The following is a 19,522-nucleotide window of genomic DNA, read 5'->3' on the forward strand; positions in this document are numbered from 1 at the left end:
AACCCACCCGCCGCCACCATCAGCGCCGGTTGCAACCCGCCGCTGTAATGGCTGCTGAGCGCCGCCAGCAACGGCCCGCTCAACTGCCCCAGGGCAAAGCACGCAGTCAGCAGCCCGGCATTGCGCTGCGTGGCATGCGGTGCCAGTTCCCGCGAGCGCTGCATGACCAGTTGCATGCAGGCCAGAAACGGCCCACCGCACAGCACTACGCCCAACGCCAGCCCGACACCCCCGCCCATCAGGCAGGCCAGCACACCCAGGCCTTGCAGCCACAGGGTGGCGGTCAGCCAGGCCGAAGTGCGTCCGCCGCGGCGCAGGCTCACCAACAGCACACCCAGCGCCGCCGCCAGGCCAAACGCCGGCCAGAACAGGTCAGCCAGCCACTGGCCACGAAACTGCTGGTTGGCCATCTGCGACAGGAAGGTGGCCGGCAGGATGTAACCTACGCCGTACAAGGCATACACCACCCCCAGGCGGCCAATGCCGACACTGCGGGTCGGCCCCTGTAGTGCCAGCGATGGTGTGGGTGCCGTTTGCAGGGCGCGTGGCAGCCACGGCCGCACGGCCAGCAGCATCACCAGCGCCGCCACGGCATAGATCAGCCACAATGCTGCCGAACCCAGCCCCAGCACATGCGCCACCAGTGCCAGCAGCCCGGTCACGGCAATACCCAGGCCGGGCCCGGCAAACACCAGTGCACCCTGGCGTTGGCGGTTGTGGGCATTGGCCACTTGTTGGCTGAGGCTGGTCAGCATCACCAGCACCCAGGCACTGGCTACGCCGGTGCCAAAGCGCAGCAGCAGGTGTGCCCAGAAGCCGTCGGCAGCCCACGAGGCCAGGGTCAGCGCCACGCACAGCCACAACCCGCCATGCAGGCGCAGGCGCACCTGGCCGGGCGAGCGGGCGAACATGGCGTCCACTGCACCGATGAAGTAACCCAGGTAGTTGGCCGCCGCCACCAGCCCGGCGACCGTCAGGTCGAACTGGCCTTCGGCAATCAGTTGCGGCAGTTGCGGGGTGAGGGCGAAACGGCCGATGCCCATGGCCATCATCAGCGCCACGGCGCTGGCCAGCAGTTGAGTAAGTGGCGACATGACAGGTCTCCTGCGCGATGTAAGCGATGGCTGGCAGGTTAAGGCGGTTTCTTTTTCAATAAAATTGAATAATGATGATCAAGTTGTTCTGTTTTGGAGAATGCCGTGGAATTCAGCCAACTGCGTATCTTCCAGGCCGTGGCCGAGGAAGGCTCGATTACCCGTGCCGCCGAGCGCCTGCATCGGGTGCCGTCGAACCTGTCGACGCGCCTGCGACAGCTTGAGGAGCAACTGGGCGTCGAGCTGTTTTTGCGTGAGCGCCAGCGCTTGCAACTGTCACCGGCCGGCAAGGTGCTGCTGGACTATGCCAACCGTATGTCGAACCTGCGCGACGAGGCACTGGCCGCGGTGCGTGGCGGCCAGCCCGCCGGCGATTTCGTGCTGGGGACCATGTACAGCACTGCCGCCACCCACTTGCCGGCGCTGCTGGCGCGTTATCACCAGGCTTACCCGGCAGTGAACCTGCAGGTGCGCGCCGCACCCAGTGGCGAATTGCTCGAAGGCCTGCTGAACCACAGCCTGGATGCCGCGCTGGTGGACGGCCCCTTGAACCTCGCCGGGCTGGATGGCGTGCCCCTGTGCGATGAGCAACTGGTGCTGATCACCAGCCCCGAGCACCCGACGGTGCACAGCGCCAAGGACGTGGTGGGCAAGGCGGTGTTCACCTTCCGCCAGGGCTGCTCGTACCGCATGCGCCTGGAGGCTTGGTATGCCCATGCCCATACGCCGATGGGCCGGGTGATGGAGATCGAGTCATACCAGAGCATGCTGGCCTGCGTGATCGCCGGGGCAGGCGTGGCAATGATGGCCCAGTCGATGCTCGACAGCCTGCCCGGGCGCGACCGGGTAAGGGTGCATCCGCTGCAGGCGCCGTTCGATCAGGCAGTGACGTGGCTGATGTGGCGCCAGGGAATGCGCGGGGCAAATTTGCAGGCGTGGGTCGACTTGCAACAAAGCGAAACGATTGACCAGTCGTCGGAATGCGCCGCCACGGCTTGATCCGGGTCAAAATGGCCCATATCTGTAAGAGCATGGGCATGCGTAATACAGGACATCGGGCTATGATCTGTATGAAACATCGCAGGATTGATTTGCCGTGAGGCTGACCCGTCAAGGGGGCATTATGAATAAACCACTGTCCAACTGGCTCCACGACCTGGCGGTCGCCTTGGGGCTGATTCCACCACCCTTGCAGCCGGTGCCGATCCCGACTGATGAAGAGCAGCGCAAGCGCCAACCGCGTCGTCGCTGATCCTACTGAAGAGCAAAGCTAAGGCCGCAGCACCTGGGTAGGGGCTGCGGCCTTTTTGTGTCTGCCGGGTTTGTATTGCCTGTGCCGGCCTCTTCGCGGGTAAACCCGCTCCTACAAGAGAACACATTCCGTTGTAGGAGCGGGTTTACCCGCGAAGAGGCCAGCACAGGCAACCACGACCTATCAGGCCAGCTTCACCGCCGCCACTGATTTACGCGACACCAGGCTCACCACCACAAAGCTCACCAAACCAACCGCCAGGCTGTAGTAGATCGGCGTGTTGGCCTCAAGCCCGTCCTTGAACATGAACAGCAGCGCGGTAGCAAAGCCCAGCGACATGCTGGCAATCGCCCCGGCGGTGGTCGCACGCTTCCAGAAGATGGCGCCAATCAGCGGGATCAGCATGCCACCGACCAGCAGGTTGTAGGCCAGGGTCAGGGCGTTGATCACATCGTTCACCATCAGCGCGATACCCAGTACCACCAGGCCGGTCAGCAAGGTAAACAGGCGGCTGATACCCAGGCTCGACTGCTTGCCGCCGCGCAGCTTGGGCAGCAGGTCTTCGGTGATGGTGGTCGAGGCCGCCAGCAGGCCGGCACTGGCGGTAGACATCATCGCCGCCAGGGCAGCTGCCATCAGCAAGCCACGGATGCCATCGGGCAGGGTGCTCTTGATCATCTCGGCGAAGGCATTGTTCGGGTTGGCAAGGTCCGGCATCAGCACATGTGCCGCCATGCCGATTGCCGCGCAAGCCAGGCCGTACACCACGCAATACACGCCCGCAACCGTACCGGCACGCTGGCAGACCTTTTCGTCACGGGCGGTGAACACCCGCTGCCAGATGTCCTGGCCAATCAGGATGCCGAAGAAGTAGATCAGGAAGTAGGTGATGATGGTGTCCCAGCCAATGGTGGTCAGCTGGAAGCTGGCCGCTGGCAATTTGGCCACCAGGGTGTCCCAACCGCCGGCCTTGTACAGGCACACCGGCAGCAGGATGAACATCAGGCCGACGGTCTTGATCACGAACTGGACGATGTCGGTCAGGGTCAGGGACCACATGCCGCCAATGGTCGAGTACAGCACTACCACGCCGCCACCCAGCAGCAGCGATGCCCAGAACGGCAGGTCCAGCAGCACCTGCAGGACGGTGGCCATGGCCAGGGTCGAGGTCACGCCGATCATCAGCGCGTAGGCCAGCATGATCACGGCGCTGGCCTGGCGTGCAGTGGGGTTGTAACGCTGCTCCAGCACTTGGGTCACGGTAAAGATGCGCAGGCGCAGCAGCGGCTTGGCCAGGAACAGGTTGATGGCGATGATGCCCAGGCCCAGGGCTGCGCACAGCCAGAAGCCGGAGATGCCGTGGACGTAGCCCAGGCGCACGGTGCCAACGGTGGAAGCGCCACCGAGTACGGTGGTGGCCATGGTGCCCATGTACAGCACCGGGCCGAGGTTGCGCCCGGCTACCAGGTAGTCTTCATGGGTTTTTGCGCGTCGCATGCCATACCAGCCAAGCCCGAGCATGCCGGCGGTGTAGATCATTACAACAATGATGTCCAAGGCCATTGGGGGTCTCCCGATTATCTTTATTATGGCGAGATCGACTACGCGGGCGTTTGCACGGCGCCCGGTGGTCTTGTCTTGTGTTGGCGGGCCTCAGTGGCCCTCCCTCATGGCTCCTGCCGGGGTACTACAGATACTGCGGGCGCTGTTTGTAGGAGCGGCCTTGTGTCGCGATCGGGCCGCAAAGCGGCCCCAGCGGTTCACGCGTCAAGGCATAAGTCCGGGGGCTGCTCCGCAGCCCGATCGCGACACAAGGCCGCTCCTACAAAAAACGCGCTGTGCATTAACGGCCGCGCAGTTGCCGGTCTGGCAATGCCACTGCCGCCAGCAGCCCGAGCAGCGCCACCAGCGCACTCCCGATCAACAGCTGCCGGAACGTCTCCAGCAACCGCCCCTGCGTCACCAGGTCCACCTCACCCGCCTTCAAACTTCCCAGCAACGGATTACCCAGCAATTCGAACCCACCCCCGTGCAGCAGTGCCAGCAACAGGCTGGACATGCACGCCACGCCCATGGCCCCGCCCAGCGAGCGGAACAGGTTGGTGGTGCTGGTGGCGACACCGATGTCCTGGCTGGCCACCGCACTTTGCGTGCCCACCAGCGAGGTAGGGAACTGCAGCCCGCAGGCAATGCCGGTCAGCAGCATGAACAGTGCACTGAGCCATACCGACTGCGGTGGGGTCAGCGCCATGCCGAATATGGCCAGGGGCATCAGCACTGCCCCGGCGAGGATCTGCGGCTTGTAGCGCCCGGTGCGGCTGGTCATGCGGCCCCCGGTGAAGGCACCCATGGGCAGGCCCATGACCAGCGGCAGCAGGTGCAAGGCCGCGCTGTCGGCACCGGCGCCCGTGATGCCCTGATAGCGCAAGGGCATGAGCATGGTCAGGGAAATGGACTGGAAGCTGGCGAAGAAGATCACCGCCCAGCACAGCACCGCCACCCGGTTGCCGAACAGGCCAAGTGGCAACAGCGGCTCGGGGCAGCGGCGCTCGTGGGCGATGAACAGCGCAAGGCCCAATACGGCACAGGCGAATAGCGCCAGCACGGCAGGGTCGCCCCAGGCATGGCCTTGGCCGACCAGGGTAATGCCCAGCAGCAGGCTGCCCAGGCCGAGAATCAATAACACGGCGCCAAGGTAGTCCACCTGTGCCTCGCGGCGCTGCACCGGCATGCCCGCCAAGGCGCGGCGAATCGCGTACAAGGCCAGCAGCCCCAGTGGCAGGTTGACCCAGAACACCCAGCGCCATGACAGGTACTCGGTCAGCCAGCCGCCCAGTACCGGCCCGGCAACACTGGCCACGGCGTACATGCTGCTGAAATAGCCCTGGTAGCGGCCGCGTTCGCGCGGGGGGACGAAGTCACCGATGATCGCCTGGCTGACCGATACCATGCCACCGGCGCCAATACCTTGCAGCACCCGGGCCAGCACCAGTTGCTGCATGTCCTGGGCCAGGGCGCAGGCAATCGAAGCCAGGGTGAACAGGCTGACACCGGTGAGGATCATGCGCCGCCGGCCGTACAGGTCACCCAGCTTGCCGTAGATCGGCACGGCGATGGTCATGGCCACCATGTAGCCGGAAATGACCCAGGCCAACAGGCCTACGTCGTTGAACTGGGCCGATATGGCCGGCAGCGAGACGGCCACGATGGTCTGGTCCAGCGCGCCGAGGAAGATCGCCAGCATCAGGGCGGTGAGCACGTTGCGCAGGGTGGTGGGGGGCAGGGCGGCGGTCACGGGGATACCTTGTATAGCGGTGGTGGCCTGCTTCGCGGGTAAACCCGCTCCCACAGTGACTGCGTCTGCCCTAAGGCGTGACAGCCACCCTGTGGGAGCGAGTAACCCGCGAAGAGGCCAGCATTGAGTACCCGGATTGTAACCTGAGTTAGGTAGCTTCCTATGTACTATCTGCATCCCCTATGCCGAATCGGCATTGGCGCATTCATCCAGTGCTGCATGGCCGCGTGATATCGTTGGTATGCCACAGGGGCTGAAAACCGCGGCCTGCACCAGCTTGGTGCAACATTCTGCCGCAGGCTTTTCAGCCCGCTGTCTCCCACACCTTTTATTCCTCTGCCTGCATGTCGAGCATGACCGCCCAGATGGCGACGGTTGGAACAGGTCAGGTAGACCCGATTACAGGGGTCGGTAGTTACCGTTCAAAATTTCAACTAATTGCGGAGTGATCATGCCCAAGGCTTCCCATCAAGATCTGCGTTTTGCCTTCCGCGAGCTGCTCGCTTCAGGTTCCTGTTACCACACCGCGTCGGTGTTCGACCCGATGTCGGCACGCATTGCCGCTGACCTGGGCTTCGAGGTCGGCATCCTCGGCGGGTCCGTTGCCTCGTTGCAGGTTCTGGCTGCACCTGACTTCGCGCTGATCACCCTCAGTGAGTTCGTCGAGCAGGCCACCCGTATTGGCCGGGTGGCGCAGCTGCCGGTTCTGGCCGACGCCGACCATGGCTATGGCAACGCGCTCAACGTGATGCGCACGGTGATTGAGCTGGAGCGCGCCGGCGTGGCCGCCCTGACCATCGAGGACACCCTGCTGCCCGCCCAGTTCGGACGCAAGTCCACCGACCTGATCCCGGTTGATGAGGGCGTTGGCAAGATCCGTGCGGCGCTGGAGGCCCGGGTCGATTCGTCACTGTCGATCATTGCCCGCACCAATGCTGGCGTACTGACCACTGAAGAAATCATCGTGCGTACGCAGAGCTACCAGAAGGCCGGTGCCGATGGTATCTGCATGGTGGGCGTAAAGGACTTCGAGCAGCTCGAAAAGATTGCCGAGCACCTGACCGTGCCGCTGATGCTGGTCACCTATGGCAACCCGAACCTGCATGACGACGAGCGCCTGGCGCGCCTGGGCGTGCGCATTGCCGTCGATGGCCACGCGGCTTACTTTGCTGCAATCAAGGCCACCTACGACTGCTTGCGACTGCAGCGCGGCAAGCAGAACAAGTCGGAAAACCTCAGTGCCACCGAACTCTCGCACACCTACACCCAGCCTGAGGACTACATCCGCTGGGCCAAGGAATACATGAGCGTCGAGGAGTGACCGGCAGGGCGCCGTCAACTCAACGGACGGCGCTCAAGGTGGCAGTGTGAGGCACGCAGTGTGCCTGCTCGCAGCTGGCGGCGGCGCTGGGCTGGCTGCGTAGCAGTTCGGCGCGCCAGCAGGCCGAGCCGTACAGCCCTGCGACTGCAGTCAGGGCCATGACAAGGGCGACTCTTCTTGATTTGATGCCCATGGTGTTCACCTCCTGGTACAGCGCTAGGTGATACCTTCCAGCTTAGGTCAATTTCAGTGGTACCGCGCGCGATCCCTGTAGGAGCGGCCTTGTGTCGCGATCGGACCGCGCAGCGGTCCCATTTGTGTCATCCCGCAAAATTGCCGGGGCCGCTGTGCGGCCCTATCGCGACACAAGGCCGCTCCTACAACGGGGGCGTGGGTTCAAAGGTCGCGGTCCCACTCCGGCTCGTCCTTGAACCGCTGCACGAGAAAATCCAGCATGCTGCGCAAGGTCGCCGGCATGTGCTTGCGCGACGTATACACCGCATTCAGGTTCAGCTCGCGCGGCTTGGCGTGGGCCAGCAGGCGCACCAGCTCACCTTTGCGCAGGGCCTCGGCGGCCTGGTAGGTCGGTAGCATGGCGATGCCCGCACCGGCCAGCGCTGCCTTCTGCAAGGTCATCGCCTCGTTGGCACTGATGTTTCCCGCCACCGGTACGGCAACCTGCTGGCCGGCCACTTCGAAGTGCCACAGGCTATGGCCGAAATAGGCATGGGTCAGGCAGTTGTGCCGGCTCAGTTCCTCGACCTGTAGTGGTGTACCTTGCTCGCGCAGGTAGGCCGGTGCCGCACACACCACCGAACGGCACACGCTCAGGCGCCGGGCGATCAGGTTGGGGTCGAGGTCGTTGCTGGTGCGGATGGCCAGGTCGATGCGCTCGTCCACCAGGTTGACGGTGCGGTCGAGCATCTGCAGTTCAATCTTTACCCCAGGGTAGCGCCGCACATAAGCAGCGACCGCGTCTACCAGTTGTGCCTGGCCAAACGAGGTGCTGACACTGATGCGCAATGCACCCCTTGGCGCGTCATCCGGCTGCTGCACCGCAGCTTGCAGGTCCCCGGCCAGCTCCAGCAGTTGCCGGCAGCGCGGCAGGGTTTCCTGGCCAGCGGCAGTAAGGCTTAGCTTGCGCGTGGTGCGCTGCATGAGCCGCGCGCCCACCCAGTCTTCCAGCTCGGCCAGGTAGCGCGACACCACCGGGCGCGACAGTTGCAGATGGTCCGCCGCCGCCGACTGGCTGCCCAGGTCGACTACGGTGACGAAGACGCGCATGGCGTTCAAACGGTCCATGATTTGCCCGATTTCAGAAACAAACTATGTTCAAGCATGGCATTTTTTGTCACGGATCGGGCAACTAAGCTGTTGGGCATTGTTCAGCTGAAGGTGTAGCCAATGTCCCTGTTCACCCCCTTGCGTGGCCTGATGCTGGCCTGCGTCACCCTGGCCGGCCCGGTGCTGGCTGCCGAGCCCTTGCAGCTGGACGTTTACAACCCAGGGCACGAGGCGATTTTCCCGGTCAGCTCGGTGATTGTCAGTGGCGAGCATGATGCCGTACTGGTCGATGCCCAGTTCGGCAAGGCCCAGGCCGAACAACTGGTGCAACGCCTGCGGGCGGGTGGCAAGCACCTGACCAGTATCTACATCAGCCATGGTGACCCGGATTACTACTTCGGCCTGGATACCCTGACCCAGGCCTTCCCCGACGCCAAGGTGCTGGCTTCGGCCGCTACCGTTGCCCATATCCGCCAGACCATGGACGCCAAACTGGCGTACTGGGGGCCGCAGATGGGCGCGGACAAACCAACGCGGCTGGTGCTGCCACAGGTGCTCGAAGGCAACCGCCTGACGCTGGAAGGGCAGGCCCTGGAAGTGGTTGGCCTGGATGGCCTACAGCCGGAGCGCAGTTTTGTCTGGATCCCGTCGATCAAGGCGGTGGTCGGCGGCGTGGTGGTGTCCGAGCACATTCATGTATGGATGGCCGACACGCAAACGGCCAAGTCGCATGCCGACTGGCTTGGCACCCTGGCGCATATCGAAGCGTTGGCGCCGCGCACGGTCATCCCGGGCCATTACCTGGGCGATAGCAGCCGCTCGCTGAAGGCCGTGCGCTTCACGGCCGACTACATCCGTGCTTTCGATGCCGAAACCGCCAAGGCTAAAGATGCTGGCGCGTTGATCAAGGCGATGAAGCAGCGTTACCCGGGCCTGGCCGATGAAAGCTCGCTGGAGCTGGGGGCCAAGGTCGCCAAGGGCGAAATGAAGTGGTAATTCCGTTCAACTGATGGAGAGTATCCCATGAGCAAGATTGCAATCATCGGTGCCACTGGCCGCGCTGGCAGCCAGTTGCTGGAAGAGGCCCTGCGCCGGGGGCACAGCGTGCTGGCCATTGCCCGCGACCCTGCGCAACTACAGGGGCGTGACGGGGTGACCGTCAAGGCGCTGGATGCCAAGGACAGCGCGGCCCTGCAAGCGGCAGTGGCGGGTGTGGACGCAGTGCTGAGCGCGGCGCATTTCTCCACCATCGAGCCGCAGGCCATCATCGAACCGGTCAAGCGCGCCGGGGTCAAGCGCCTGCTGGTCGTGGGCGGTGCCGGCAGCCTGTTGCTGCCGTCGGGGCACCGGGTAATCGACAGCCCGGACTTCCCGGAGGCGTACAAGGCCGAGGCCACTGCCGGGGTGCGTTTTCTGGAGGCGTTGCAGCGCGAGCCGAACCTGGACTGGACGTTCCTCTCACCGTCGGCGGAGTTCGTTGAGGGTGAGCGCAGCGGGCGCTACAGGTTGGGCAAGGACCATCTGCTGATCGGTGCGGATGGCAAGAGCTGGATCACCTTTGCCGACTATGCGATTGCCATGCTGGATGAGCTGGAGAAGCCGCAGCATTCGCGGCAGCGGTTCACAGTCGGGTATTGAGTCGCCTGCTTCGCGGGTGAACCCGCTCCCACAGGTACTACGCAAATTTCTAGAGTGGTGTAGAACTTGTGGGAGCGGGTTTACCCGCGAAAGGGTCGTCACTGGCTGGCCTGGCCCTCCAGCCAGTCCAGCAGCTCCAGCAACCCCGCCGGCAAGTTCCTGGCCTGGCTCACCAGGTAATAGCCTTTACCGGTCAGCACCTTCAGCGCAAACGGCATGCACAACCGCCCGCCGCGCAAGTCATCGCCAATCAGCGACCAATCACCGATAGCCACCCCTGTCCCTTGCGACGCCATGGCCATTGCCATGTCCAGCGTCTCGAAGTGCTGCTTCGGCCCCTGTGCAGCCAGGGTCACCCCGGCAGCGTGCAGCCACAACTGCCAGTCATGCTCGTCCCTCGAGGGGTGCAGCAACATGTGCCGCGCCAGGTCTTCAACCTGCTGCAACGGCAGTGGCCCCTCACGCAATGACGGTGCGCATACCGGCGTCAGTTGCTCATCGAACAGCTTGCGCACCTGCAGCCCGTGGTTCGGTGCATCGCCATAGACCACCGCGGCATCAAAGCCCTCGCGGCGAAAATCCACGCCATGCTGAACGGTGGTGGTCAGCTCCACCGGTACGTCCGGGCGCAGTGCCTGCCACTCCATCAGGCGCGGCAGCAGCCAGCGCATCACGCACGTGGGCGCCTTCAACTGCAGGGTCGTGCTGTGCTCCCCCACCTCGCGCACCCCTTGTTCGATCAGCGCAAACACCTGTTGCACCCGTGGCAGCCAGTCCTGGCCTTCACGGGTCAGGCTCAAACCGCGGGCCTGGCGCTGGAACAGGGCATAACCCAAGTGCTGCTCCAGGGCGGCGATCTGCCGGCTGACGGCGCCCTGGGTGATGTGCAACTGCTGCCCGGCACGGGTGAAGTTGCAGCACTGGGCGGTGATCAGAAAGGTATGCAGGGCGGGTAGGGGCGGGAGGCGTTTCATCGCAATAAGCCATGATTTCAGGACATGGCTAGTATGTGTTTTTTTGCATTGTGGCGATAGCCGTGGCTTGGGTCCAATAAGCGCATAACCCAACAAGATTCATGGTGAACCCCGATGGCAACCTGCGGCGAAGTACTGGTCAAACTCCTTGAAGGCTATGGCGTGGACCATGTCTTCGGCATCCCCGGCGTGCATACTGTGGAGCTCTACCGAGGCCTGGCGGGCTCGTCCATTCGCCATGTCACCCCGCGCCACGAGCAGGGCGCCGGGTTCATGGCTGACGGCTATGCGCGCACCCGTGGCAAACCCGGGGTGTGCTTCATCATTACCGGCCCGGGCATGACCAACATCACCACCGCCATGGGCCAGGCCTATGCCGACTCGATTCCGATGCTGGTGATCTCCAGCGTGCAGTCGCGTGACCAGCTGGGCGGTGGCCGCGGCAAGCTGCACGAGCTGCCTAACCAGGCGGCGCTGGTGGCGGGTGTCGCGGCGTTTTCGCACACCCTGATGAATGCTGCCGACCTGCCACAGGTATTGGCGCGGGCCTTCGCGGTATTCGACAGCGCCCGGCCGCGCCCGGTGCATATCGAGATCCCGCTGGATGTGCTGGTTGAGCCGGCCGACCAGCTGCTGCCGGGCCGCCCGGTGCGAGGCAACCGGGCAGGTGCTGCACCGCAGGCCGTGGCACAGATGGCTGAACGCCTGGCCAGCGCACGGCGGCCATTGATCCTCGCCGGTGGCGGTGCCTTGGCAGCAGGTGCTGCGCTGGCACGCCTGGCCGAACACCTGCAGGCGCCGGTGGCGTTGACCATCAATGCCAAGGGTTTGCTGCCGGCCAGCCACCCGCTGCAGATCGGCTCGACCCAGTCGCTGCCGGCCACGCGGGCGCTGGTGGCCGAGGCCGACGTGGTGTTGGCGATCGGCACTGAACTGGCCGAAACCGATTATGACGTGACCTTCAAGGGTGGTTTCGAGATCCCAGGCAGCCTGCTGCGCATCGATATCGATCCCGACCAGACCGTGCGTAACTACCTGCCGGAGCTGGCGCTGGTGGCCGATGCCGAACTGGCCGCCGATGCGTTGCTCGGCGCCTTGCAGGCACAGCCGCAGCCGCTGCGCGAAAGCACTTGGGGTGTGGCCCGCGTGGCCAACCTGCGCCAGGCCCTGGCGGCAGGTTGGGACCAGCCGACGCTGAGCCAGACGCGGTTGTTGAGCGCCATTCTCGAATGCCTGCCCAATGCCATTCTGGTGGGCGACTCGACCCAGCCTGTGTACACCGGCAACCTGACGTTGGACATGGATCAGCCACGACGTTGGTTCAATGCCTCGACGGGTTACGGCACCCTGGGGTACGCCCTGCCAGCGGCCATGGGCGCCTGGTTGGGCAGTGCCGAGCAACCTGGCGAACGCGCGCCGTCGGTGTGCCTGATTGGCGATGGCGGTTTGCAGTTCACCCTGCCCGAGCTGGCCAGCGCGGTGGAAGCGCAGGTGCCGCTGATCGTGTTGCTGTGGAATAACCAAGGGTACGAGGAAATCAAGAAGTACATGGTCAACCGGGCGATCGAGCCGGTCGGGGTGGATATTCATACCCCGGACTTCATCGGCGTGGCACGGGCGTTGGGGGCTGCGGCGCAGAGCGTGGCGGATGTGGCGCAATTGCAGGCGGCGCTGGGGCAGGCGGTGGAGCGCAAGGGGCCGACGTTGATCCAGGTGGACCAGAACCAGTGGCAGGGGACTGTGCTGGGCTGAGGTTATTGCTTGCCAGTGCTGGCCTCTTCGCGGGTGAACCCGCTCCCACAGGTTCTGGATGGACCCTAAACCTTGTGCAATCCCTGTGGGAGCGGGTTCACCCGCGAAAGGGCCGGTGCAGGCCAACGTGAACTCAGCCAGCCGTAGCCCGCAACCGGGCCACATCGCGAATCGGCGGCGCGCCATACAGCCGGCTGTACTCACGGCTGAACTGCGACGGGCTTTCATACCCCACCCGGTAGGCCGCTACCGCCGCCTCAAGCCCGTCGTTCAACATCAACCGCCGCGCCTCCTGCAGGCGCAGTTGCTTCTGGTACTGCAACGGGCTCATCGATGTCACCGCCTTGAAGCGGTGGTGCAAGGTCGAGGTGCTGAGATTGACCTCACGTGCCAGGTCTTCGATACGCAGAGGCTGCTGGTAGTTGTTGTTGAGCCAGCTTATGGCCTGGCAGACCCGGTGGGTCTGGCTGTTGGCCAAGGCAATTTCGTACAGCCGATAGCCCTGAGGCCCGCGCAACATGCGGTAGAGAATTTCGCGGCGGAACAGCGGTGCGAGCATCGCGATATCGCGTGGGGTGTCCAGCAGCCGAATCAGCCGCAGCAGGGCGTCGAGCAACGCCGCATCGGTCCTGTCTACATACAGGCCGCGACCGGAAGGCCGGTTGGGCACCAGCATCGGCCCGCTTTCGGCGATCAGCTGGCTGATCTCGGCCGGGTCCAGGTCCATGCGCAAGCCCAGGCTTGGGTGCTCCGGGCTGGCATCAAGCCTAACGCCGCTCAATGGCAGGGTGACCGACACCACCATGTAATGCAGCGGGTCGTAGGCGTACTGCTCATCACCGAGGAACAGGCTTTTGCTGCCTTGGGCAAGAATGCACAGTGCCGGTTGTGCCAGGGTCGGCACCGAACGCACGTTCTCGGTGTAGCGCACCAGGTACAGGTCAGCGATGGCCGATGCCGGGCCGTGGGGCTCGCCGGCGTGGCGGGTGATCAACTCGGCCAGCTCCAGGCGCTGCTGTTCCAGGGGCGGGTCGGTGGGCGTGGCGGTGGTCATGATGGCTTTCCTCTGCTGACCGTCGCAGCATAGGTTTGGGCAATGGCGGGCGCTAGTCGAAAGCTGCACGTCGATTGCCTGATCCTGCCGCGCTGCAGGATCAGGCAATCGACCAGCAGTAATGGCCTAACGCATCGCGCGGGAGAGCCCCTAACCTTGGCAGCCTGGCTTTTCCGTCCGCCTGCTTCAAGGAGATTGTGCAATGACCTTAAAACAACCGGTCACCCATCTTGCGTTCATTCGTGCCAGCAGCGGGCGCTCGGCGGAGTTGGGCGCGCGCCTGCGTGACCTGCTCGAGCCCTCGCGGCGTGCGCCGGGTTGCCTGAGCTTCACCGTGCAACGCTCGCAGGCTGATGCCGACCTGTGGCTGCTCAGTGGCAGCTGGCAGGACCAGCAGGCGATGAGTGGCTACTTTGCCTCGCCAACGCTGGAGGTGTTTGGTGAGTTGGTGCAGGCGCAGGTGGTGAGCAGCCTGGATCTGCACACCTTTGATTAATTGGTCAGCTGGCGCAGGCCCTTGTAGGAGCGGCCTTGCGTCGCGAAAGGGCTGCGCAGCAGCCCCGGCGATTTGTGCATCTGTGCTGAAACCCTGGGGCTGCTCTGCAGCCCTTTCGCGACGCAAGGTCGCTCCTACAAGGGGCGCGGTGGCTGGGGTAAGATGCCGGGCACTGATCAACCAGTTAGAGAGCAACATGGCACGTAGGGAATTCCCGCAATTCGAAGCGGTTTCGGCGATGGTCCCGGTGGAAGGCGGTGGCTACCACGCAGCCATCGCGGTCAAGGCGCTGGGCATGGGTGGCGCGCCACGTTTTCACAAGGTCCTCGACGGGCAGGTGTTCAAGGGCGCCGTGGCCGCCGACGAAGCGGCCACGGCCGAACTGCAACGCCTGCAGGGCGTCAGCGAAGAGGGTGAGCTGATCTGGTGATCAGGCCTGCGGCCGGCCCATCTTGAACAGGTTGCCCAGCTCGAAATAGTCCGCCGGGCCGCCGCCACGCAGGATCGGCTCGGCGGCCGCGGTATCGTAGATGCCGTTGTTCAACAGGTGCTCGGCAATGTGCACCGCTACTACTTCCCCAAGGATCAACCAGCTGGGCACCAATTCCTGGTCGGCCCGCTTGAGCTGGACGATCTGGCTGACCTTGCACTCGAAGGCTACCGGGGTTTCGCCCACGCGCGGCACTTTGACGATGCTCGAGGGTGTGGCAGTAAGGCCGCTCAGTTCGAATTCGCTTACTTCGGCAGCGACCGGCGCGCAGCTCTGGTTCATCTGCTCGGCCAGCGGCCGGGTGGCCAGGTTCCAGACAAATTCACCGGTCTGCTCGATGTTGTTCAGGCTGTCTTTGCGCCCGACGCTGCAGAAACCGATGATCGGCGGGATGTAGTTGAAGGCGTTGAAGAAGCTGTAGGGCGCCAGGTTCAGGCGTCCTTCGCGGTCTTGCGAAGAGATCCAGCCGATTGGGCGGGGGCCGACGATGGCGTTGAACGGGTCGTGGGGCAGGCCGTGGCCTTTGGCGGGTTCGTAGTAATACATCTGTGCTGGGCTTGCTGGCCCTACCTCCTGGTGGACAAGGTGCCTAGTGTGCCAAGCCTGTGCCCGCCTGCAAATGATCAAGCCCGGCAAAAGCCGGGCTGGGTGCTCGCAGCAGGGATCAGCTGATGCGGTGCGCGTTGGTGCGGTCGAAGCCGTCTTCGGCGAAGCGTTGGCCGCCAGTGCGGTCGAAGCCGTCTTCGGCAAAGCGTTGGCCGCCAGTGCGGTCGAAGCCGTCTTCGGCGAAACGTTGGCCGCCGGTGCGGTCGAAGCCGTCTTCAGCGTAGTTGGCCGACTGAGTCTGGGCTGCGGCGAAGGTGTGGGCGTTGGTACGGTCAAAGCCATCTTCGGCAAACGCGCCAGCAGCGAAAACCGAGAGGGCCAAGGTGAGGATCAGTTTGTTTTTCATGGTCGTTGCTCCGAGGGGGGGAGTTGTTTGTTTCTATGGGTTCAATGCTACGCCGATTAATTTGATTAAAAAGCGCAAAAAATGGCGCTTAAAAATCTAATTTATCAATATGTATGGGTGCGCACAGTGTCATTCAGCCTGCGACCTGGTTCAGCGAGCGTCGGCGCATGCGCCAACGTTCTGCCAGCCACTGCAGCTTGATGGGGTGAAATTAATGGGGCGTTAAGAAGGAAAAATCTTACGGATATGTTTGGTGAACGTATTTTTCATCTAGCACCAACCGATTTTTCAGGCATTGCTGAGCACCATCGCCGCACCTAAAACTGGAGCGGCACAACAATGAACAAACTCCCGCAAATCACCTTGGCCTTCTGGGTCATGAAGATCTGCGCTACCACCCTGGGGGAAACGGCCGGGGACTTGCTGTCGATGACCCTGAACATCGGCTACGCACTCAGCTCGCTGCTACTGATCAGCGTGTTCCTGCTGACGTTGCTCGGCCAGCTGTACTCGCGCCGCTACCACCCGATGCTCTACTGGCTGGTGATCCTCTCCACCAGCACCGCCGGCACCACCATGTCCGACTTCATGGACCGTACCCTGGGCCTGGGTTATGCCACAGGTTCTGCTTTGCTCATCGGCATCCTGCTGCTGACGTTCCTGGTCTGGCGCGTGAGCGGCAACCCGCTGGATGTCACCCGTATCAAGAACCGTACGGGCGAGCTGTTCTACTGGGTGGCGATCCTGTTTTCCAACACCCTCGGCACCGCGCTGGGTGATTACCTGGCCGATGACTCCGGGCTGGGTTTTGCGGGCGGCGCGCTGTTTATTGGCAGTGCCATTGCACTGGTGGTAGCGGCCCGCTACTGGACGCGTATCCCTGGTGTAGTGCTGTTCTGGGTGGCATTCGTGCTTACCCGCCCGTTTGGTGCGACGTTGGGCGACTTCCTCACCAAACCTCATGAAAAGGGTGGCCTGGACTTTGGCACGGTCGGTTCATCGGCAGTGCTGGGCGGGGTGCTGCTGGTACTGGTGCTGATGGCGACCTGGTACCAGCGTCGTGAGCCGCGTCAGGCGTTGGAGATGTCCTGAGTGTTGATACGGTAACGGGTACTGCGGCCCCCGCCTGGTAGGCGAACCAGGCAAGCCTTGTCGAGCAGGTCGGTGAGGTGGCGGGTCGCAGTGGCCTTGGATACCTTCGCCACCGCCTGGTACTGGGTGGCGTTGATACCTTCCTCGAAACCGCGTGGGCCGCCATCAAGCAACCGGTTGAGCACCTTGACCTGTTCGGGCAGCAAGCCATCTGCACGGTGCGCTTGCCAGAACCTGGCCTTGGCCAGTATCCGGTCGATATTTTCCAATGCCTGTTCGAAGCTGCGCAGCAGGGTGGCAAGAAACCAGGTAAGCCATCGGGTAATGTCCAGGCCACCCTTCTGGCTGCTCTCCAGCACCTGGTAATAGCCGGCCCTGTCGTCAAGGATGCTGGCGGACATGGCGTAGAAACGAATGGCCTGGCGCTCAGCCTGTGCCAGCGCCAGGTCGGTGATCGCCCGGGTCAGGCGGCCATTGCCATCGTCGAACGGGTGCAGGGTGACAAACCAGAAGTGGGCGATGCCGGCACGCAGCAGCGGGTCAAGGTCAGAGGCATCGCGGCTGCTGGCAAACCAGTCGAGAAACTCGCTGAGCTGGTTTTCAAGGCCATCGCGCGGCGGTGCCTGGAAGTGCACGGTGGGCTTGTCGAGGCGGCCGGAAATCACCTGCATGGGCACTTCATCACGCAACTGGCCGACCAGTACCGCTTTGCTCAAGGTGCCTTGTGCAACAGGGAACAGCCACTGGTGCCAGGTGAACAGGCGTTGCTGGGTCAGCGGTTGGTCATAGCCTTGGGTTGCATCCAGCATCAGTTCCGCCAGCCCCTCACTGCGGGCATTGGTGGCTCCCTGTTCTTCGATACCCAAGCGGCGAGCGAGGGAGGAGCGGACCGAGCCCACATTCAACTGTTCACCTTCGATTGCCGAGGAGGTGACGATATTCTGCAGTAATGTGTCCAGAACGTTCTGGCACTCGCTCAGCTCATCGACGCTGCCGATCTTGCCAAGCAAGCGTCCTTGCATGTCAATGCAGTTGCGCAGCAGTGGGGCGAGGGGCTCGTTCTGCCAAGTGAAGGTTGGCCAGCCAGGTTGCTGCCAGATCCACAAAGGGCTGCTCATGATGGTTGGCGATGCCTCCTGTGAGCCGAATAAGCCGGCTATTCGGCTCATTGTGTGAGCCGAATAATAGCCCTATTCGGCTCATGTTGTGAGCCGAATAGGGTGGTTAATCGGCTCACCGGCTGATCTGTCCCATAAAAAAGGGGCGCCCCATCACCTGGAACGCCCCTTTTCATTGCTGCCAAGCCGGTATCAGTCAGTCGTAATCCGCGAGTGCTGCTTGGTGTCCTTCATGGTCGCGTAGACCAGCAGCGAACAGGCAATGCAGGCGGTGACATACCAGTAGAAACCGCTTTCCATGCCAGCGCTCTTGAACCACAGGGCCACGTACTCGGCGGTGCCGCCGAAGATCGACACGGTCAGTGCGTACGGCAGGCCCACGCCCAGGGCGCGGATCTCGGTAGGGAACAGTTCGGCTTTGACCACGGCGTTGATCGAGGTGTAGCCGCTGACGATGATCAGCGCGGCCATGATCAGGAAGAACGCGCCCCACCAGGTCTGGATGGTGTGCAGGGTGCTGAGGATCGGTACGGTGAACAGGGTACCGAGCACACCGAAGGCGATCAGGATCGGGCGACGGCCGATCTTGTCGGACAGGCCGCCGATCACCGGCTGCAGGCACATGAACAGGAACAGCGTAGCGGCCGAGATGGTGGTCGAGTCGCTGATGCTCATGCCCACGGTGTTGACCAGGTACTTCTGCATGTAGGTGGTGTAGGTGTAGAAGGCCAGGGTACCGCCCATGGTCAGGCCGACCACGGTCATCAGTTCCTTGGGGTGGCGCAGCAGGGTGCGCATCAGGCTTTCCTTGGCCTTTTCCTTCTTGGTGAACGAGGCGGTTTCTTCCATGCCGCGACGCAGGTAAAGCGCCACCACGGCGCACAGCGCACCGATCACGAACGGTACGCGCCAGCCCCATGCATACAGCTGCTCGGTGGTCAGGGTCTGCTGCAACACGATCAGTACTGCCAGGGCGATGAGCTGGCCGGAGATCAGGGTCACGTACTGGAAGCTGGAGAAGAAGCCACGGCGCTCCTTGCTGGCCATTTCGCTGAGGTAGGTGGCCGAAGTGCCGTATTCGCCACCCACCGACAGGCCTTGCAGCAGGCGGGCGATGACCAGCAGGATCGGCGCGGCAACGCCGATGGTTTCATACCCAGGGGTCAGGGCGATGACCAGCGAGCCTGCGCACATCAGCAGTACCGAAGCCATCAATGCAGCCTTGCGCCCTTTGCGGTCGGCATACAGGCCCATCAGCCAGCCACCGATCGGGCGCATCAGGAAGCCCACGGCAAAGATCGCAGCGGTGTTGAGCAATTGTGCAGTGGAGTCACCGGCCGGGAAGAAGGCCTTGGCGAAGTACAGCGAGAAAGCGGCGTAGACGTACCAGTCGTACCATTCGACCATGTTGCCGATGGACCCGCTGAAGATCGACTTCAGGCGGCTGGCGGTAGTTTTTTCTGCGGCAGGCGCGGTGGCCGCCCCGGCGGGCAGGGAGGTGGCGTTATCCATCAGGGATACCTTCTCGTTGTTTTTGTGGAGCGCGCCGTGGCGCAGCTTGCACAGGTGATTGCAGAAGGTGTGCCAAATGAGTGCGGGGTGATCCAAACGGGGGCACTGTACGCCCTTCGCGGGCACGCCCGCTCCCACAGAGACCGCGCCGCGTCTGATGTTTCACATCCCAGTGTAGGAGCGGGCTTGCCCCGCGAA

The 19,522-nt window shown here is 63.3% G+C and carries 20 protein-coding genes; 9 read left to right on the forward strand and 11 right to left on the reverse strand.

Features of this window, described 5'->3' with window-relative positions; translation table 11 throughout:
- Window positions 1-1,094, reverse strand: a 1,094-nt coding sequence (locus IAE39_RS20435) for an MFS transporter (RefSeq protein ID WP_201205901.1), incomplete at its 3' end; no start/stop codon positions are given.
- 105 nt (window positions 1,095-1,199) lie between these two features.
- Here IAE39_RS20435 and ptrR point away from each other — a divergent pair.
- On the forward strand, window positions 1,200-2,093 hold the full coding sequence (gene ptrR / locus IAE39_RS20440) for a putrescine utilization regulator PtrR (RefSeq protein ID WP_201205903.1): 894 nt from the start codon (window positions 1,200-1,202) through the stop codon (window positions 2,091-2,093).
- 124 nt (window positions 2,094-2,217) lie between these two features.
- Window positions 2,218-2,346 (forward strand): PA1414 family protein, encoded by a 129-nt coding sequence (locus IAE39_RS29915; RefSeq protein WP_009683677.1) that lies wholly within the window; start codon window positions 2,218-2,220, stop codon window positions 2,344-2,346.
- A 183-nt stretch (window positions 2,347-2,529) separates the two neighbouring features.
- Here the strand turns inward: IAE39_RS29915 and IAE39_RS20445 are convergent, their stop codons facing one another.
- Both IAE39_RS20445 and IAE39_RS20450 read right to left on the reverse strand, forming a co-directional pair.
- The gene (locus IAE39_RS20445; protein WP_201205905.1) at window positions 2,530-3,909 is read right to left on the reverse strand and encodes a sodium:solute symporter; all 1,380 of its coding nucleotides are present in this window, start codon (window positions 3,907-3,909) and stop codon (window positions 2,530-2,532) included.
- A 280-nt stretch (window positions 3,910-4,189) separates the two neighbouring features.
- On the reverse strand, window positions 4,190-5,641 hold the full coding sequence (locus IAE39_RS20450; RefSeq protein ID WP_201205907.1) for an MDR family MFS transporter: 1,452 nt from the start codon (window positions 5,639-5,641) through the stop codon (window positions 4,190-4,192).
- Between the two features lie 451 nt (window positions 5,642-6,092).
- On the opposite strand from IAE39_RS20450, the gene IAE39_RS20455 reads away from it, so the two are divergent.
- The gene (locus IAE39_RS20455) at window positions 6,093-6,962 is read left to right on the forward strand and encodes an isocitrate lyase/PEP mutase family protein (RefSeq protein WP_201205909.1); all 870 of its coding nucleotides are present in this window, start codon (window positions 6,093-6,095) and stop codon (window positions 6,960-6,962) included.
- Window positions 6,963-6,981: 19 nt separating this feature from the next.
- Here the strand turns inward: IAE39_RS20455 and IAE39_RS20460 are convergent, their stop codons facing one another.
- Both IAE39_RS20460 and IAE39_RS20465 read right to left on the reverse strand, forming a co-directional pair.
- The gene (locus IAE39_RS20460) at window positions 6,982-7,122 is read right to left on the reverse strand and encodes a hypothetical protein (RefSeq protein WP_201205949.1); all 141 of its coding nucleotides are present in this window, start codon (window positions 7,120-7,122) and stop codon (window positions 6,982-6,984) included.
- 236 nt (window positions 7,123-7,358) lie between these two features.
- On the reverse strand, window positions 7,359-8,264 hold the full coding sequence (locus tag IAE39_RS20465) for a LysR family transcriptional regulator (RefSeq protein ID WP_201205911.1): 906 nt from the start codon (window positions 8,262-8,264) through the stop codon (window positions 7,359-7,361).
- Between the two features lie 102 nt (window positions 8,265-8,366).
- On the opposite strand from IAE39_RS20465, the gene IAE39_RS20470 reads away from it, so the two are divergent.
- Window positions 8,367-9,242, forward strand: coding sequence for an MBL fold metallo-hydrolase (locus IAE39_RS20470; RefSeq protein ID WP_201205913.1), 876 nt, complete (start codon window positions 8,367-8,369; stop codon window positions 9,240-9,242).
- Window positions 9,243-9,269: 27 nt separating this feature from the next.
- On the forward strand, window positions 9,270-9,884 hold the full coding sequence (locus tag IAE39_RS20475; protein WP_201205915.1) for an NAD(P)-dependent oxidoreductase: 615 nt from the start codon (window positions 9,270-9,272) through the stop codon (window positions 9,882-9,884).
- A gap of 98 nt (window positions 9,885-9,982) precedes the next feature.
- On the opposite strand, the gene IAE39_RS20480 is transcribed toward IAE39_RS20475, so the two are convergent.
- The gene (locus tag IAE39_RS20480) at window positions 9,983-10,858 is read right to left on the reverse strand and encodes a LysR substrate-binding domain-containing protein (protein WP_201205917.1); all 876 of its coding nucleotides are present in this window, start codon (window positions 10,856-10,858) and stop codon (window positions 9,983-9,985) included.
- A gap of 114 nt (window positions 10,859-10,972) precedes the next feature.
- Here IAE39_RS20480 and IAE39_RS20485 point away from each other — a divergent pair, with 114 nt between their 5' ends.
- Complete coding sequence (locus IAE39_RS20485) at window positions 10,973-12,610, forward strand: 5-guanidino-2-oxopentanoate decarboxylase (RefSeq protein ID WP_201205919.1); 1,638 nt, start codon at window positions 10,973-10,975, stop codon at window positions 12,608-12,610.
- 133 nt (window positions 12,611-12,743) lie between these two features.
- Here IAE39_RS20485 and IAE39_RS20490 read toward each other — a convergent pair whose 3' ends face one another.
- On the reverse strand, window positions 12,744-13,664 hold the full coding sequence (locus IAE39_RS20490) for an AraC family transcriptional regulator (RefSeq protein ID WP_201205921.1): 921 nt from the start codon (window positions 13,662-13,664) through the stop codon (window positions 12,744-12,746).
- A 202-nt stretch (window positions 13,665-13,866) separates the two neighbouring features.
- On the opposite strand from IAE39_RS20490, the gene IAE39_RS20495 reads away from it, so the two are divergent.
- Together IAE39_RS20495 and IAE39_RS20500 are read left to right on the forward strand one after the other, a co-directional pair.
- The gene (locus tag IAE39_RS20495) at window positions 13,867-14,160 is read left to right on the forward strand and encodes a putative quinol monooxygenase (RefSeq protein ID WP_201205923.1); all 294 of its coding nucleotides are present in this window, start codon (window positions 13,867-13,869) and stop codon (window positions 14,158-14,160) included.
- Between the two features lie 196 nt (window positions 14,161-14,356).
- Complete coding sequence (locus IAE39_RS20500; RefSeq protein ID WP_201205925.1) at window positions 14,357-14,590, forward strand: hypothetical protein; 234 nt, start codon at window positions 14,357-14,359, stop codon at window positions 14,588-14,590.
- Here the strand turns inward: IAE39_RS20500 and IAE39_RS20505 are convergent, their stop codons facing one another.
- Together IAE39_RS20505 and IAE39_RS20510 are read right to left on the reverse strand one after the other, a co-directional pair.
- Window positions 14,591-15,196, reverse strand: coding sequence for a flavin reductase family protein (locus tag IAE39_RS20505; RefSeq protein ID WP_201205927.1), 606 nt, complete (start codon window positions 15,194-15,196; stop codon window positions 14,591-14,593).
- A 118-nt stretch (window positions 15,197-15,314) separates the two neighbouring features.
- Complete coding sequence (locus IAE39_RS20510) at window positions 15,315-15,602, reverse strand: hypothetical protein (protein ID WP_201205929.1); 288 nt, start codon at window positions 15,600-15,602, stop codon at window positions 15,315-15,317.
- Between the two features lie 339 nt (window positions 15,603-15,941).
- On the opposite strand from IAE39_RS20510, the gene IAE39_RS20515 reads away from it, so the two are divergent.
- On the forward strand, window positions 15,942-16,694 hold the full coding sequence (locus IAE39_RS20515; RefSeq protein ID WP_201205931.1) for a COG4705 family protein: 753 nt from the start codon (window positions 15,942-15,944) through the stop codon (window positions 16,692-16,694).
- Here IAE39_RS20515 and IAE39_RS20520 read toward each other — a convergent pair.
- Window positions 16,673-17,812, reverse strand: a complete 1,140-nt coding sequence (locus tag IAE39_RS20520) for a Fic family protein (protein WP_201205933.1) — start codon at window positions 17,810-17,812, stop codon at window positions 16,673-16,675. The two genes, IAE39_RS20515 and IAE39_RS20520, sit on opposite strands and share 22 nt — an antisense overlap.
- A 192-nt stretch (window positions 17,813-18,004) precedes the next feature.
- Window positions 18,005-19,324 carry an MFS transporter gene (locus IAE39_RS20525; RefSeq protein WP_201205935.1) on the reverse strand — a complete coding sequence of 440 codons (1,320 nt, stop codon included), beginning with the start codon at window positions 19,322-19,324 and terminating at the stop codon, window positions 18,005-18,007.
- Window positions 19,325-19,522: the final 198 nt, after the last annotated feature.

Origin of the sequence: Pseudomonas sp. S37, from assembly GCF_016658545.1 — a bacterium.
Classification (GTDB): Bacteria; Pseudomonadota; Gammaproteobacteria; order Pseudomonadales; family Pseudomonadaceae; genus Aquipseudomonas.